This window comes from Brevibacillus sp. NPDC003359, assembly GCF_042878995.1.
Lineage (GTDB): Bacteria > Bacillota > Bacilli > Brevibacillales > Brevibacillaceae > Brevibacillus.
Genome location: NZ_JBIAOR010000004.1, coordinates 330,193 through 344,387, shown reverse-complemented (window position 1 = coordinate 344,387; position 14,195 = coordinate 330,193). Strand labels below are relative to the sequence as shown.

Sequence of the window (14,195 nt, the reverse complement as noted above, 5' to 3'; positions counted from 1 at the left end):
TCTATGGACGAAAGAAGGGACAGCGACAAACGCCATCCCTTCTATATACTGTTAGTTGATCGCTACTTCATCCAGCATCAAGTAGCCAACAGGGCTCAGCCAGAAGCCGTTTACATTCTTGGATGTAACCGCCACATGGTCAATCGTGCGGATTGGGAGGATCGGTACTTCTTTCAGCTCGATTTCTTGCAGCTTGGCGTAAATTTCGTTGCGTTTTTGCGCATCTTTTTCGCGACGTCCTTCTTCAATCAGCTTGTCTACCTCTGGATTGTTGTAGAACGCCATGTTACCTGCGCTGCCTTTCGAAGTGCTGTGGAAGACGTTGTACTGGTTGTAGTCGCCATCACCTGTTGCATTGCCCCAGCCCCCGATGAACATAGCATGCTCACCATTGTCCGTGTGCTCCAGATAGGCACCGTATTCCATTACTTTTATCTCTAAATCAATGCCGATTCCTTTCAACTGTGACTGGATGACTTCTGCTACGTTCATGCGCTCTTTACGGTCATCTGTCACGATGGACGTCTTGAAGCCGTTCGGGTAACCTGCTTCCGTGAGCAATGCTTTTGCTGCATTGACGTCATACGAGTAATCCTGAAGATTCGGGCTGTAGCCGATTACTTTTGGCGACATCGAGGAAACAGCTTGTGTTCCTACATTGTTGTATACCCCTTGTACAATGGCTTGTTTTTCGATAGCATGCGCGACCGCTTGACGTACACGTACATCGTCAAATGGCTTCTTCTGCACGTTAAAGCCGATGTAATCCACACCCAAACCTTCTGCTCGTACCATGTTCATGGCAGGAGATGCCTGTGCACGCTCTACTTCCGTCACTGGAAGCTGATCGCCGATGTGCGCTTCGCCTGCTTCGATCATCGCTACGCGTGTTGTGTCTTCTGGAACGACTTTATACAATACTTCATCTACCTTTGGCTTTTCACCCCAGTAGGTATCATTTTTCGAGAGCTTCATATCTTGACCCGGTGCCCACGATGTAAATTTGAAAGGTCCGGTTCCCACAGGCTGCTTCGCCAATGTATCTGAATGCTCGGCGATCGCTTTCGGGCTGATGATGCTTCCTTCTGAGCTAGCCAAGATGGAGAGCAGTGGTGCAAAAGGATACTCCAGTACGAAATGTATAGTCTTGTCATCCACGATCTTGATTTCTTTGATCATGGAGAAGTTAGATGCACGTGGTGATGCAACCTTTGGATCGCGTACACGTTCAAACGTCTTTTTCACAGCATCTGCTGTAAATGGTGTACCATCGTGGAACGTGACGCCTTCACGAAGCTTAAACTCCCATGTCAAGTCATCGAGCTGTTTCCATTCAGTAGCTAGAGTAGGCTTGTACTCACCGTTTTTATCACGAGAGACCAAGCTCTCATACACTTTTCCATACACATAGTTTGCCGAAGGAATATTGGAGATGAAATGCGGGTCCAAATTGTTGGCGTCAGCCTTGCGAGCTACAATCAGGGTTCCCCCTTCCTTCAGAGCTTCTGTAGCAGTTGTATTCGTCGAACCGGATTGATCCGTGCTCGCACCACCACATCCAGTCAGCGCAACACTAACCGTCAATGTCAGAGCCAACAAGGAACCGACCATGCGCGTTTTCTTCATTTGTGTCTACCCCCTGTAGAATACCGTCGAAAATTCTGAATGTATTTCTTATTTGCATTATACGGTAGATTTCCAACCGAACCTTTCAGCATCTTTACATCAATTTATAATATTTTTACTTTTATTTAATTTCGTACAGATGGAAAAGGAGTCATCTCGTAACTTCGGTGGTGTAGCTTATGTTGATTTTTCCGATCTGTATATGAAAGGCCATAAGAAAATGATTGAGGGTTCTTGATGCTTGTCCTTCTATAGCATTCTAATGAATGGATTTGATATGAAAATGATTTATATTTAGTTAAGTAATCTTTTACGTCATGGTATTGCCTGCCTTTCAAAATGTTACAAAAGCTACGCCGGAAGAAGTGCATTTCCAGTCCAAGCGCCTCTGGAGCCCATCTCAGCGTAGGAATGAATGGCGGGGAATTTCAGCTTCACTCATGAGATACTTCCTCGAAACTTCTACGTTTGAAGCGCTCCCGCCATTTATTCCGAAGCGGACAGTCTTCACCCTCAGCGGGGCGGAGGCCGAAGCGTAGACTGGAAATGCACTTCTTCCCCCACTACGGCCACTTTTATAACAAATGAAAAATCCGACCTCCCAAAGAAGCCTTGGAAGATCGGATCACTCTTACTATCCTTATGATTGTTTCTGCCAAACCATCTTGCCCGAGAAAACCACCGCTTCCTTCAGAGATTGTCTAGCCACAGCCTCTGCGGAGCATTTAGCACGAACGAAAACTGCATTTGCCTCATCTCCAACTTTTGGCCAAACCTGATTCCCAGCCTGGTCCAGTGGAGTCACGCCACCTGTAACGAATCCCAGTGATCAGTAATGTTGTCATTGCCCAAACCAACATGGACGCCCGTGGCATGAAGCAAAGGAATTGGGATTGTCGGCATATCAATGGGAACAGCTGACATGACAGCGATTTGCTGCTCGGCAAAAAGTTCCGCGACCTCTTCTGCCACAGCAGTCGGAACCTCTCCGAGCCCGTAAGCATGACTGACAGTGACTCGACCTTGCCAACCCGCATCCTTCGTCATCGCAGCCAGCTTTTTCATAATGTAAACACCCAAATGTCCAGGCTCGTGTAAGTGCAGGTCAACATCCGCATTCGCTTCCACCGCTATGTCCATCATCGTATCAAGAGACTTCTCGATATCATCGTCGAACGTGGCAGGGTCGACACCTCCGACGATGCCTGCTCCATGCTTCATCGCCTCACGAACGAGGAAAACGGAATCACTGCGCAGCAAGCCATGTTGGGGAAACGCGACAATTTCCCAGGAAAGTTTTTCACGGTAAGTTGCCAATGCCTCCAATGTAGCTTCCAGGTTTTTCAACCCAATGACCGGGTCAATGTTGCAATGGGTCCGCACGTGAGTAGCACCGTGCGATTGCACTAACTCCAACAGCTTTTCTGCACGTTCACGGGCGACGGGAAGCTGGCGAGGCAGCAGTTCCTGCTCTTGTTCGATTCGAAAAAAACGATTGGGAGCAGGAAGAACAGCTTGCCACGGACCTCCATAAAATGTTTTGTCCAAGTGAATGTGCATTTCCCGGAAAGAAGGAAGCATCAGTAGGCCTTGTGCATCCCACACAGATACCCCGTCGGGTATATCTGATGAAGCAGGTACGATTTGCTCCACACGACCATCCGTGAGCAAGACGTGAAAACGTTCCGTCTTTGTTCCCATCACGATGCCATTCGCCTCTGTATAACCACATTCCAGACTCGCATTTTTGATCCACAAGCTTTCTTTCATGCTCCGTCCCCATCCTTTTCTCTCTAAATGTTTGTGTTATTCAATCGTGATGCCGTTGATCATCATGTACCCAGAAGGGCTGATCCAGAAGCCTTTGATGTTTTTGACGACTGCAGCGACATGCTCAAGATTGCGGATCGGGACGATTGGTGCCTCCTGCTTTTCAATCTCCAACACCTTTGCATAGATTTGCTTGCGTTTTTCCGTATCTTGCTCGCGGCGCCCTTCTTCGATCAGCTTGTCTACTTCTTTATTGACGTAAAATGTGGTGTTTCCGCCTTTGCCCAAAGAGCTGGAGTGGAACAGATTATATTGGTTGTAGTCAGCATCGCCAGTGGCATTGCCCCAGCCGCTGATGAACAGCTCTGTTTCACCGTTGTCTTCTGCATCCAGATAGGCTCCATACTCGAGCACTTTTACCTCTACTTCAATGCCGATCCCCTTTAACTGGGACTGGATCACTTCTGCAGCATTAATCCGTTCCTTGCGATCGCCTGTCCACAAGGTTGTCTTGAAGCCATCCGGATAGCCTGCTTCTTTCAACAGAGCTTTTGCTTTGTTCGGATCAAACTCGTATCCTTTTAACGCCTCATTGTATCCAAGAACCTTCGGACTCATTGCAGAATTTGCTTTTGTTCCGACATCGTTATACACACCTTTGATGATCGCATCAGTCTCAATCGCATAGTTGATCGCCTGGCGAACACGGACGTCGTCAAACGGTTTTTTCTTGGTATTGAACCCGATGAAATCTGTCCCCAAGCCTTCTGTCCGGTACAAGCTCATATGAGGGGAATTACTGACGCGGTCAATTTCTGTCACCGGCAATGGTTCAGCGATATGCGCCTCTCCCGTCTCTACCATGGCTACGCGTGTCGTGTCCTCTGGTACGACCTTGAAGACGGCCTTCTTGAATTTTACCTTTTCTCCCCAGTAGTTGTCATTTTTCACAAGTACGATCTCTTGACCAGGTGTCCACGATTCGAATACGAACGGTCCTGTACCAACGGGATGTTTGCTCAATTCCTTTCCGTATTGCTCAATCGCTTTTGGACTAATAATGCTGCCTTCGTGGTTGGCTAAGATCGACAGCAATGGGGAATACGGGTAGGCTAGCTTGAAATGTACGGTGTAATCATCCACGACCTTTACTTCCGAAAGCATCTTAAACTGAGACGCACGTGGAGAGGCGACCTTTTCATCGAGGACGCGTGCGAATGTTGCTTTCACCGCTTCGGCGTTAAACGGCGTACCATCATGGAAATTGACTCCCTGACGGAGCTTGAACTCCCAGGTGACATCGTCCAGCTGCTTCCATTCCGTAGCTAGCATCGGTTTGAACGCCATGTTATCATCTCGCTGGACGAGGCCTTCGTACACTTTGTGGTGGACTACACTTGCTGCATTGATCGCTGAAATAAAGTGCGGGTCTAGATTGTTTGCGTCAGACTGCCGAGCAATCACCAACGTCTGATCTGTTGCCGGAGCTTCCTTCGCAGTCGGATTCCCTGCCGCCCCTTGCTCTGTACCCGATGAACAACCTGTAAGCACGAGGCCAACGCTCAGGATACCTGCCAGCATTGAACCTAGCATTTTCTGTTTTTTCATAGACTCGCCCCCGTTTTTATCTTCTTTGTATAATGATTCAGCATAGCTCGTTCCCAGTGGGCGAAGCTATGCTGATCATCAAGCACTGTCTACTGAAAAATTACGGCATGGTTACATCGTCGATCTCAATATGTCCTGCTGGGCTGATCCAAACTCCCTCTATGCCTTTTTGGATCGCAGCGAGGTTTTCTGAGAAACGGTACGGTACCATTGCCGCTTCGTCCATTTCGATTTGCTGTGCTTTTTCGTAGATTTGCTTCCGTTTTTCTTCGTCTTTCTCTTTTCGTCCCTCATCGATCAGCTTGTCTACTTCCGGATTGCCATAAAAAGCGTGGTTGCCGGCTGCCCCTTGCGATTTCGTGTGGAACAGATTGTATTGATTGTAGTCTGCATCGCCTGTCGCGTTACCCCAACCACTGAGGAACAATTCTGTTTCGCCTTTGTTGGCCGCTTCAATATAAGCACCGAACTCCAGCACCTTCACTTCCAAATCGATATTGATTTGTTTCAGCTGTTGCTGCAGCACCTCTGCCAAGCTAATTCGTGCCTTGTTATCATTTAAGTAAATGGTTGCTTTAAAGCCGTTCGCGTATCCAGCTTCCGCCAACAGCTTCTTGGATTTTTCCAGATCGTAAGGCAAGTCTTTTACATTCGGGCTGTACCCAACCATGGACGGGGTAATGGAAGAATGAGCAACCGTCCCCACATCGTTGTAGACCCCTTGAATGATGGTTTTCTTATCGATCGCATGCGCAATCGCTTGACGCACACGCACATCGTCGAATGGCTTCTTCGAGTTGTTTATCCCGATATGATCGCTAGCGAATGCAGGGTAACGACCAAGTGTCATACTCGGAGAATTTTTCACCCGATCGACTTCTGTCACTGGCAATTGCTCAGCTACATGAGCTTCTCCTGTCTCGACCATCGCGAGTCTGGTTGTATCCTCTGGAACGGTCTTGAAGACGACTTTGTCCAGATTCGGTTTGTCTCCCCAATAACTATCGTTTTTCACCAAGATGACTTCTTGACCCGGTGTCCATGATTCGAATTTGTAAGGCCCCGTGCCCGTTGGATGCTTGGTCAATTCTTTCCCATACTGTTCAATCGCTTTTGGTGACAAAATTCCACCTTCTGCACTGGCGAGCACGGACAGGAGCGGTGCGTATGGATAGTGCAGGATGAATTGAACCGTTGTATCATCCACGACCTTTACTTCTTTGATTGCTTCAAACAAATTGGCGCGGTTAGAGCCTACTGCCGGGTCTTGGACACGAGCAATCGTCTTTTTCACCGCATCCGCATTGAATGGCGTGCCATCGTGAAACGTCACACCGGAGCGTAGCTTGAATTCCCATGTCACATCATCGAGCTGCTTCCATTCAGAAGCGAGTGAGCCTACATATTTGCTTTCTTTGTCCATCCGAACAAGACCCTCGTATACCTTGTGATGAATGATGGCAGCAGAGTTGATTTGCGTTAGGAAATGTGGGTCGAGGTTGTTCGCATCAGACAAGCGGGCGATGACGAGTGTCCCGCCTTCTTTGCCAGCTGGTGCAGGAGCATTGGTTTGCCCCGAAGAATTGGTACTCCCTCCTGCTTCAGGTGCTTGTGAGCAGCCTGCCAACGCTGTAGAAACCGCAACCGTCATGGCAAGCAGCGTCTGGAAAAAGCGCGTCTTTTTCATGTAGTGATCCCCCTGTTTTGTGAAAAACGTCTCGACGTTTTTCATAAATGTTGATGTGACCGCTTGCGGTCAAAAAAACGGTCGTGACCGTTTTTTGCGCCAGATGCACTTGAATATTTTGACCATTCGCACATATTTCATTTTACCCACTATTCTGGTATTTCATTTTCACTCTCTTTACTTGTATTTTCACTTTCTTTACTCTTTTCTTCACTTTTTCTACTTTTATATAAGAAAATGACCCTCTCCAATGTTAGAGAAGGTCACATGCTCTTTCTATTGAATGGTTACTTGACTTACGTCAATGTACCCGGACGGACTGATATACACTCCCTGTACATTTTTCGCAATAGCCGCGAGGTTTTCACTGCTGCGGAATGGCAGCAACGGTACCTCCTCCATCTCGATTTGCTGCGCCTCTGCGTAAATTTCCTTGCGCTTCTCTGGATCTTTCTCCTTACGCGCCGCTTCAATCAACGCATCGACTTTCGGATTATTATAGAAGGAATGGTTGCCTGGCACACCTGCTGACGTGCTGTGGAAGAGGTTGTACTGGTTGTAATCTGCATCCCCGGTCGCATTGCCCCAGCCACTAATGAACATTTGTGCTTCACCTTTTGCCGCCAATTCCAGATACGCGCCGAACTCCATCACTTGAATCTGCAAGTCGATCCCGATTCCCTTCAGTTGGGATTGTAGCACTTCTGCTACATTGATCCGCGCTTTGTTGTCATTGAGATAGATGGTTGCCTTGAATCCGTTGGCATAACCTGCTTCGGTGAGCAATTGCTTCGCTTTGTTCAAATCGTATTCCGGCGTTTTGATATTCGGGCTGTAGCCGATGACTTTTGGCCCTAATGACGAGATGGCTACTTTTCCGACATTGTTATAAACCCCTTTAATGATGGCTTCCTTATCGATCGCATGGGCGATGGCCTGACGGACGCGAACATCGTCAAAAGGCTTCTGCTTGACGTTCATCCCGATGTGGTCAACCGCGAATGATTCGAACCGACCTAAGGACATGCTCTGCGAGTTCTGTACCCTATCTAGTTCAGTGACCGGAAGCTGTTCTGCGACATGAGCTTCCCCCGTTTCCACCATAGCTACGCGCGTTGTATCCTCAGGAATGGTCTTGAAAACTACTTTTTCTAGCTTCGGTTGGTTGCCCCAATACTTCTCGTTTTTCACCATGACGATTTCTTGTCCAGGCGTCCAAGATTCAAAAATGAATGGCCCCGTGCCTACTGGTTTCTTGGACAATTCTTTGCCAAATTGCTCAATGGCCTTCGGACTGATGATGCCACCCTCGGCACTCGCCAGAACGGAAAGTAGCCCTGCAAACGGATAATGTAAAATCATTTCTACCTTCAGCGGGTCAATGACCTTTACTTCTTTAATCATGCCAAACATGTTTGCTTTGGGAGTCGGATTGTCTTTGTCCAAAATACGGTCGATCGTCTTCTTCACTGCTTCTGCATTGAAAGGCTCCCCATCGTGGAAGGTAACGCCTTCACGCAGTGTGAACTCCCATGTAACATCGTCTTTTTGTTTCCATTCCTTTGCCAAAAGCGGTTTGTACTCACTATTCCGATCCATCATGACCAGACCTTCATAGAGCTTGTGCTGCGTCACTGCCATGGAATTAATCTGGGTACTGAAATGCGGGTCGAGATTATTCGCATCGGACAAGCGCGCAATAATCAAGGTACCGCCTCCACCCGCTGCGGCCGAAGAAGACGCGGGGCTAGTTGAAGCTTGATTGGAGTTGGACGCGGAATTCGTCCCACTGGATGTCTGACTGCCACCACAGCCTGCCAAGACGGTTGAAATCAAGACAGACAGGGCGAGAATAGATCCTAGCATGTGCTTCTTCTTCACCGTGAATGCCCCCTTATTCTAGATGATAGAATGAAAAGAATATGACATGCCTAAATATTACTAATTTTCTTACTATTAATCTTTTCATTATCTTTACCTTTCTTTTCACTTTCTTTACCATGTCGTTTTTGAATGTTAAAAATAACTCTATTGAAGCGCACGTATGAAGGTCAATCTGGTATGAGTCAACATAGTGGAGGAGAAGAAAAAGCACAGTTCTCTTCGACTCTGACACGCCAGCAGGGGGGATTCACTGGCCGTCTCCACTTAAAAAAGGGGACCGTCGAGCCAAAGCCACCCTACGGGCGGAAGTTTCTCAAGGAAGAAGTGTTCGACAAGCGTGGTCCCCTTTTTTAAGTTCCGACTGGGTAGGCGTTGTCAAGGTCTACGAGCCCTGTGCTTTTTCTTCTCACCAGCTTTGGCGGTTTTCGATACCTTCTAAAACTTAGAAAGAAAAAACCCATCCCTCAAAAAAAGGGTGGGCGTGCAAAAGATGATGGAATGTGCTTTTTTTCATTGTTAGCACCGATAAGCTAAGGTTTCCGCATATTAATTAGGAAGATTTACAACTTAGGTTCAGGCTTTTTAAGATGTGTTCTGATATAAATATGGTCAAAATATGGTCATAACGAGAGTCCTAGAAATTGTGTTCTAGGGCTTTCTTTTTTACTCTACCTTCATCCAGCATTTCTTTGTGTTTCCTAACTCATGAAGCTGACGACTTGTGATATTCTCCCCATTTTTTGTAATCGTGGTTGCTACTTCCTTCTTATGTACTTATTTTATTATACCGTTACCAAAAAATCGACTTTTCCCTGTAGAAATGACAGCAGCACCAGAAACTTTCAAACCGAGATCAATCCCCAATGATATTTTGCACTATTAGATTACCCGGTTCACCAGACATTATTTGATTAAGCTGAGTTGTTCAATTACACGTCTTTTTCTATTTGGTACTTATCTTCAATCATTGTTATTATTTCTTTATGGTACCAACTCAACAAATTAGCAGTTACTGTAAGTGATCCACTTAATGCAGCATGAAGTAAAGCAGTATCATCTTCAACTCCACTTTTCTTCGCTCTCGCTAATATGTCAGGCAATTGGTTAACCGTCGTTTCTAACAAACTACTTAATTTTAATTGTAGCTTTTTATCGAAATCCATAACTTCCTCCCTTAATAAAATGTAGATTTCTCCCTATATAAATTAATGTCTTTATCCGTTTTTCTAGCTTTTTTAAAGTGTTTTGTAATACTCAATTATTAATTGAAAAGTGGTTGGGTAAGGCTTACCTGATTGTTTTATAGCCATCATGTCTGCTAACATTTCTCTAGATCTGTTATTAAGTAATATCACAAAATTTCTTCGTTTATTCTGATTTAACATATGAATTGTCTTATCTGGCAAAGTAATGTTGGTAATTTGGGCTTCTTTTAGTTGAATATTACCGTTTGCCAATATAACTTTTCCAGATTCATCAATAATTATCATATCTACCATTGTAGAATAAGGTAATGGAGCTAAAGTAAGCGTGCTTGGCTGTGTATTTGATAATACTCTTCCCTCATTTAAAACCAGTTTTATTTTGTTATTTGTATGATCGTACCATTTAGGAACAGGGAAATAACTAATATCTTTTTTATTCAACAAATTACTATTAATATTCATCTGGCTATTAACCATACTTTGTGGTATTTCTTCACCATTTTTCAAAACTAAATATCTTAACAATCCTAAATTAGCTCCATTGTAAAAATCAGGGCTTTCATGCTTTAAAGGAAAAATCGTTAACTCTTCTTCTCCTTGAGGACTCCACTTGATTTCAACAGGCAAAACTATTGTGGAATTTTCAGGATAGGTGATGTTTAATGAAGAGTACCACTCAACATCATTTTCTAAACGTACTAAAGCACTGTTATTCCCTTGCAAAGCAATAAATGTAACCTTATTTGATTTATCAGTGGTATCAATTACGTATTTACCTTTTATTATTGTTGAATTGTCATCATTTATATAATATCTAAAAGATTCGTCATCAGACAAAGAGTATTCTTTTTCCATTTCGCTAACCAACTCAAATGAGTGCGAAGAAGTAAATTCGGATGTAGAAAATTCAGATGAGCCAGACAGCAAAAAGTGCTGATCTTTATGTACAGTAGCTTCTTCTGGCAGTACAATTCTAGATTTTATATCGCTATTGTACTCCTGATTTATATTAATTGCGGAATTCTCAAGAATAATTACACTTGCCAATAATGCTGTGAATAAAAGAAAACCAAAAAACAAAAATTTAGCCCTATTCTGGTTGATCATAACTTAAAATCACTCCATACTCGTCATTCTAACGTTTAGGGTGAAATCCTACACCCTAAACGTTAGAAATTCATTGCCTTTATTATCGCACCATCAGTACATCTGAAGTTTTTCTCTCGTATAACGACATTTCATACGCCGCTGTATGGAAAGAAATCCCCCTATACGTCCCGGGATCAGCATTATGTTTGCCAGCAATGGACTTAGCTGTACCGTATCCAACTGCCATATCTTCTTCTCCCTGATCTATTAATTCGCCTTCTTCCTCCTTGAAAATGTCTTTCCACAAAGATGCTGTTGCTGAGGTTACGACCGTCAACTTTTCACCATAAGTTGAAGCAGTAGTATACACATAGCGACCACCTTCAGTTTTTATAGTTGTATTTCCTTTTGCAATATCAGTAAATCTTAAACCTGTTGCTGACGCTTTATTAGAAACCTTGTTAGATTGGGAGAAATCATCTGTGCTAGAAGGCAAATTTGTGGAATAAGTGATCGTAGGAGAATAGCTCTCAAGTAATGCTTGATTTTTCTCGATTGCGTTCTGAATTGCTTCAGTTGTTGAATTTTGTTCACTAGATGCGTATGCAAATTGGTTTGCGCTAAGCCCGATTAATAGAGTAGCACTTAGTAAGAGTTTTGGCATTTTAGTTCCCATCATTTAACTACCTCTTCCATTTATAGTATTTTAAAAACAAGTATAATATATAATTTTTTGGTAATTTTTCAAATAAATACAGTATTTTTGATTCGAAATGCAGAGGAACTATGTTGTAGTCTTGCAGTGCACATTTTCAATGGTACGACAATCCCTCGATAACTCTTTGATCATTCCATCCCTCCTGTCTTGAATAGTGGTAAAAAGAAGAGTGGACTCCCACTCTTCTTTTTCTATGACAGATTATAGAAAATACCACCATGAATTAAAAAAGAAGAAGCCATTGACATGCTAATTGCTATGTCAATGGCTTTCTGTAATTACAACTATCTTATGGTAACTCTATCTGCTGTCTTAGTTTCGAACAACGTATAGTCATTCGTCGCACTATAGAACACTTGACCTACATAACTACCTGGTTCTGGAGAATCGCAAGAAGATACAGAAACGTGATTTCTTATGTTCCCCATTTATGCCCGTATTGAATTACTTTGATCCCCCCCGATAAACTCGTTGCAGCTGCTGTGGAGTTTGCATCATTACTGGTCAGGGTCAATTTCAAATGGAGTTGCGCATTGCCTGTCGCATATGTCCCAATGAACTCCGTTAATGGGTTCCTAATATTGTTCTTCTGAATTGAGGCTCGTTTCTGATATCGCCAGTTAATAACAAAGTATTTAAAAAGAAATCATTACTTCGTTGAGCATACGGTGAAATTATTAAAGTGGGGTTGCTCAAAAAGTACCGTACAGGGCAATCTGGAGCGTCAATCGTACATCTGCACTCAAAAGATAATGAAATGGTTTTTACTCGTGAAGATGGAACCCCGCTACGACTCGCATACCCAAATGACAAATTAGATGAGATTATCAAATCCAATAACCTTCATCCAATCACTGTCCATGGCTTACGCCACACACATACCTTCCTTTTATTTGAAGTATGCCCAAAATCAAGGAAGTTCAGGAGCGTCTCGGTCATTCCGATATCAAAATGACCATGAACTTCTACACCCATGTTACCAGGACGGTCAAAGAACAAACAGCATCCCGATTTGAGAAGTTCATGGAACTATGACCACACAAATATGGTCACGGCTTATTCGAAGGAAAAATTAAAGCCCCTGACCAATGAAGGCCAAGGGCGATAATCCCTGATATAGCAAGCTTCTTAGTGCTTGGAGAATTGAGGTGCACGACGAAAGACCATTTACAGTTCAATATCTTTGTCCCACCGTCTTTCTAGATCCCTCACCGTCGAACTTTTCTCGACATCCTGTTCATTCTTGTAAGTTCCCAGCATGACGTCAAAAACAGGGCTGGTAACACCGTACCAATAATGTTCATTTTTGAAGTGATGCCATAGATGGAGCTTTTTCATCCAGCGCCCCCATGGAGATATGGGTTGAACCGGACGATGGGCGATATAATGCGTCCATTCATAAAATAGCAGAAATCCTATCACGCCTGTAACAAAGGCATTGGTCACAATCACGTCGGAAGTAAGTAGATAACAAATGGCTCCGGTTCCTGCAATGAGCGGCAAGCTGTACCACACGGGCAAGAACAACAGGTGCAAGTTGTTCGGATCGGCGTGATGATCGTAATGTAAGCGCTTTAACACATTGAGAAAAAATGGATTTCGAGGCGGTTTGAGGTGAAAGAGAAATCGATGAATCAAGTATTCGCTTGCCGCATATCCACTCATCCCCGCCACGAGTGCCAGCCATGTTTCCAACACGTACCATTCAGAAATAGTGAAAGACAAGCTAATCAAGAATAGAATGCTCATGATGAGGATATCCGGAAACGAAAAGAATTCCTTCAGAAACTTTGCCTTCAACAGAACGCCCTCCTCTTGTGTTCCTTCACTTGTCTTGTTCCAGCACGTTTCGGTTCCTCCACAGCTCCAAACTTTTTTCCATTGCCTTTCTGGCTACACGCTCTGCTTCGATGAAATCTCCCTGTAAAGCGACGCTCAACAGTTCATGGTAATAGTGCCAAGATGCCTCGCGGTGTTCCGGGATGGAAAAATACCTTCGCGCCATTTTTAGGTAAAAGGAATCAAAACTGTTTACAATCAGTAAATAGATAGGATTTGGGGAAAGCCTCGTCAGATTTTTCTGCAGCTCCCAGTCAAACGCTGCATAAGAATTAGCATCAGGTTTCAGTTGATCGAGATTGGCAAGCAATGCGACTACCTTCGGCTGATGAGCAGCAACCGCGTTACGAATGTAAATTGGTGCCAACGATATCCGCAGTTCCAGCAAGTACGAAATAAACTCATCCGTAACATCGTCGTGGTTTTGAATGATATGGACAAGGGTCATTACATTGCCTTGATGCCAATAATCGTTGACAATTGCCGGATGTCCTTTCCGCACAGTGATCCAGCCAGCTCTTTCCAAGCGTTGCAGTGCTTCTCTAACGGTTGGCCGACCTACCCCGTAGTACTCTGCCAACTCCCGTTCCGGCCGCAGCGTACTTCCTGTAGGATACTCTCGGGTCAAAATTGCCTTGATTAATTTCATCTCAATTTGATCCGACGACCGTTCCTTCTTTCCCCCTTTTTTCTCCGATGTCATTGTCGCCTCCCTGCGCTTTTGGTCTTACAACATTTTTTTGTGGTATTACCACAGATGGTAGTATTT

General features: G+C 44.4%; 9 protein-coding genes and 1 pseudogene. All 10 read right to left on the bottom strand.

All coding sequences use genetic code 11. From position 1 onward, the window contains the following. Window positions 1-51: 51 nt before the first annotated feature. Entirely contained in the window at window positions 52-1,626 is a 1,575-nt protein-coding gene (locus tag ACFYU8_RS15610; protein WP_390299912.1) for a glutathione ABC transporter substrate-binding protein, read from the bottom strand. Window positions 1,627-2,266: 640 nt separating this feature from the next. Beyond that, a pseudogene (locus ACFYU8_RS15605) lies at window positions 2,267-3,396 on the bottom strand (amidohydrolase family protein). A gap of 36 nt (window positions 3,397-3,432) precedes the next feature. Then, window positions 3,433-5,004 (bottom strand): glutathione ABC transporter substrate-binding protein, encoded by a 1,572-nt coding sequence (locus tag ACFYU8_RS15600; RefSeq protein ID WP_390299915.1) that lies wholly within the window; start codon window positions 5,002-5,004, stop codon window positions 3,433-3,435. A 100-nt stretch (window positions 5,005-5,104) separates the two neighbouring features. Beyond that, window positions 5,105-6,691 (bottom strand): glutathione ABC transporter substrate-binding protein, encoded by a 1,587-nt coding sequence (locus tag ACFYU8_RS15595; protein ID WP_390299918.1) that lies wholly within the window; start codon window positions 6,689-6,691, stop codon window positions 5,105-5,107. A 276-nt stretch (window positions 6,692-6,967) separates the two neighbouring features. Next, entirely contained in the window at window positions 6,968-8,572 is a 1,605-nt protein-coding gene (locus tag ACFYU8_RS15590; RefSeq protein WP_390299921.1) for a glutathione ABC transporter substrate-binding protein, read from the bottom strand. A gap of 932 nt (window positions 8,573-9,504) precedes the next feature. Next, complete coding sequence (locus tag ACFYU8_RS15585; RefSeq protein ID WP_390299924.1) at window positions 9,505-9,738, bottom strand: hypothetical protein; 234 nt, start codon at window positions 9,736-9,738, stop codon at window positions 9,505-9,507. A 72-nt stretch (window positions 9,739-9,810) separates the two neighbouring features. Then, entirely contained in the window at window positions 9,811-10,887 is a 1,077-nt protein-coding gene (locus tag ACFYU8_RS15580) for a hypothetical protein (RefSeq protein WP_390299927.1), read from the bottom strand. 82 nt (window positions 10,888-10,969) lie between these two features. Then, window positions 10,970-11,548, bottom strand: a complete 579-nt coding sequence (locus ACFYU8_RS15575) for a hypothetical protein (protein ID WP_390299930.1) — start codon at window positions 11,546-11,548, stop codon at window positions 10,970-10,972. Window positions 11,549-12,754: 1,206 nt separating this feature from the next. Then, the gene (locus ACFYU8_RS15570; protein WP_390299933.1) at window positions 12,755-13,387 is read right to left on the bottom strand and encodes a sterol desaturase family protein; all 633 of its coding nucleotides are present in this window, start codon (window positions 13,385-13,387) and stop codon (window positions 12,755-12,757) included. Window positions 13,388-13,412: 25 nt separating this feature from the next. Next, entirely contained in the window at window positions 13,413-14,129 is a 717-nt protein-coding gene (locus tag ACFYU8_RS15565) for a GntR family transcriptional regulator (protein WP_390299936.1), read from the bottom strand. Window positions 14,130-14,195 lie beyond the last annotated feature (66 nt).